Consider the following 2,869-nt stretch of genomic DNA (forward strand, 5'->3'; position numbering starts at 1 on the left):
CCTTTCATGAACACGTAGACGTAGCCAGGGCGCAAGGCACGCAGGGTGTAGGCGCAGTGCTGCAGCGTGGGGAAGCCTTGTTCCAGGGCGAAGCCCGAGGCACTGTAGCGGCAGGGTGGTGCATTGCCGGTGCGAGGCACGATGGCATAGCGCAGGGGCAGGATGGGTACCCGCGGGGTGCAGGGTGGGCCGGAGGTGGCGCGGCTGACGGTGGCCTCAGTCATTGCCGTTTCTCCTTGTTCTGATTCAGCACTTGCGGTTCGCGGAGTAGACCTCGTGGCGATTCATCACGCGGGGCCGCTGGTTTGTGTTTGTGTTTCCTCTTGGTGGGGTGGGCAGGCGTTACTTCGAAGGCCTCAGGCGGCGGCGGGGCTTCCCGGATGTTGAATAGTCGGCAGATAACGTACCAGCAGATAGCCAGGGACAGGTTGTAGGGGAAAAGCATGGCCCAGAAAGGCAGTTGCCAGTTTTTCTTGCCCTGTAGTTCTCCGGGTTCACCGGTTCGCCAAGGGGCGTAGTGGCGCCAGGCTTGGGCTGGGGTCAGGCAGATGGCGTGCAGGGGGATGTGCCACCAGTTGGGTTCGCCAGGTGGTGGGAGTTTGTTGGGGCCGTGGTCCATGAAATGGCGCAGGTATTCCCAGACTTCGGCGACGTATTTTACGTCTGGCTCGGTGGGTTCGTTACTGTCGATCCAGAGGCAGTCTTTTTGGTGGAGAGTGCCGTCAGCTCGGCGGGGACCGAATGCCAGGGCGTAGCTCGTGCTGAAAGATGAGCCACCGAATTCAGTGCGCTTGAAAATACCTCCGTTAACGTTGTTCCAGTCAAAGATGAACAATTTTCCTATGCGCTTGTAGTAAATTTTTTTTGTGGTGCGGTTCAGGTAGATGGCGGATAGTTTCTTGATGTAGAAAATGCGGTAAGCTAGAAAGGGAGTGAAAAGCAACGGGCAAAGCAAGAGTGTTATGATGATACTCAAGTCGACATATAGCCCGCTGCGATAGTCGCTCAGTACTTCTGGGTACATGAAAGTTGCAAGAAATAGTGTCATGGCAGTATACAGCTTAGCCATGAAAACCGAGTCAGTCACCCAAGGGTTTTTTAAAGTCAGCACTGTCTGGCTGATGCCGGAAACTTGGCTTTCAATGCGTGGAGAGTAATTGGAACTGCTGTTTGGGTTAAAAAGCCAGAGCGTTGCCAATGCGTTAATCTCCAAGTGAGAATTTAGTTGTAGAGGTAGCGTAGCTGTCTGGACCAGTGCCGGGTTGGTAAGTGATTTCTAATGTTGTCTTTACATGCTTCGCGTCTTTATGCTTGAAGTTGATTGCCAGCCCGTCTTGTGTTAGGTAGCAAGCGGGTGTCATCACAATGGCACTTGAAGTGATGTCTCCGGTAAAAGTGCTGGCGGTAAACTGCCAGGCACTGTGCTCGATCATGAATCCCGGTAATAAAATTGTAAGTTCAAGGGTGTTCGTATAACGAGGCATGTCACCCTGAAGTGTCGCTTTCCAATCGGGTTCTGACCACGACCGTGTTAGGCCACTGCTCAGCGCTTCAAGGTTGAGTTTCTTTGCCTCTTCTCTAGAGAGAAGGCGAGGCAGGTAATATGAGGCATACCACGCGCTGATCTCCTCAGTGATATTTCCATAAAAAGGCAGTTTCTTTTCGAAATCCAAGGGTGTATCGGGTCGAGGCTCTCCATCATTCCCGCGATTGCCAAAGACACACCTAGCAGCCCACAGCTCTATTGGATTATGTAGTTTTTCGTGAGCTTTGTATTGTAGGTACAGGCCGCCTGAGATCAAAGCGCCGCCAAGTATTACGACGGCGGCTGCACCCCACCCCGCGAAAGGGATCAACGCGGTGGGGCCAGCGATTGCGAGACTGCCTTCTAAGGTCAATATCGCACCTAGCCCGACTGAAATACCACCGTATAAAGTGTATTCTCCGGCCTCTGCGTTACCCTGTATTGTCTGTCTTCTGAACTTGTGAATGTCCGCAAAAAAACCCAGAAGGATAGCAGGATATCCAGAAACGCGAGCAAATAATGGTCTTGTCAGGAATTGAATGAGGCCATTCCCGAAAGCCACTCCAGGCATGGCGCCCTTCAGTTTGAGGGCAACTAATTTTTGTGTCGCACGTGCGCCGACTAGCGCTGCTGCCGCGGCGCCGATAACACCAAAGATCGACGCAGCAAATCCCAGGGTGTATTCCGGTGCATTGCTCTTCTGCAAACTGTTGTAAGCCGCTTTTAGCGCAATGACATTGAACCACAGCATCCCAACATTCAAACCTGTTCCCGTACCTGACGTTAGTAACCCGAGCAACTTTGGCTTTACCCGCGCAGTCGTTGTCAGTTCCAGCGCCACCGTCCGGCTGCCCGTGATGCGCAGTGCCTTCATTTCCTCCACCTGCGCCATCCCGCTTTTCAGGTACTTATCGACCTCCTGGCTAAAAGGGCTTTCTCGGATCAGCCTATCGGTGACGGCATACCGCGCCGCCAACAGCCCCAGCGCCTTCTCGGCATTGGCCTCGCTGGCCGCCGCCAGCACCTGCTGGCGCAGGCTGTTGCTGGCCGTCCAGCGGGCCCGCCCATGCATGCGTTTGAGCACCACGGTAGTGACGGACTGGGCGGTGAGGTCGGTGATGTTGGCCAGGGCCGGGAATCGGCCGACCAGGCCTTCGATCACGTTGTCGCTGCCACCGAGCAAGGTGCCGACGGCGTCGGCCTTGTCGCGCAAGGGGTTGAACGGTGCCAGGGCTACATACAGCGGGCTGTCGTGTTGGTCCAGCCAGCGTTCCAGGCGCTGTAAGCGCAGGTCTTGCTCTTCGGTGCCGGGCACGGGTTGGCCCATGGGGTGAATCAGCAAGG

3 protein-coding genes are annotated in these 2,869 nt (G+C 55.2%); all 3 read right to left on the reverse strand.

The window, feature by feature from the left end; all coding sequences use genetic code 11:
* Positions 1 to 224: toxin VasX (locus F3J44_RS29315; RefSeq protein WP_205300264.1), on the reverse strand; the 224-nt coding region annotated here is incomplete at its 3' end.
* On the reverse strand, positions 221 to 1,198 hold the full coding sequence (locus F3J44_RS29320; RefSeq protein ID WP_205300265.1) for a DUF6708 domain-containing protein: 978 nt from the start codon (positions 1,196 to 1,198) through the stop codon (positions 221 to 223). The genes F3J44_RS29315 and F3J44_RS29320, both read right to left, overlap by 4 nt.
* A 4-nt stretch (positions 1,199 to 1,202) precedes the next feature.
* On the reverse strand, positions 1,203 to 2,869 hold a 1,667-nt coding region (locus F3J44_RS29325; RefSeq protein ID WP_205300266.1), incomplete at its 5' end, for a hypothetical protein.

This window comes from Pantoea sp. Tr-811, from assembly GCF_011752535.1.
In the GTDB taxonomy this organism is placed as follows: domain Bacteria; phylum Pseudomonadota; class Gammaproteobacteria; order Pseudomonadales; family Pseudomonadaceae; genus Aquipseudomonas.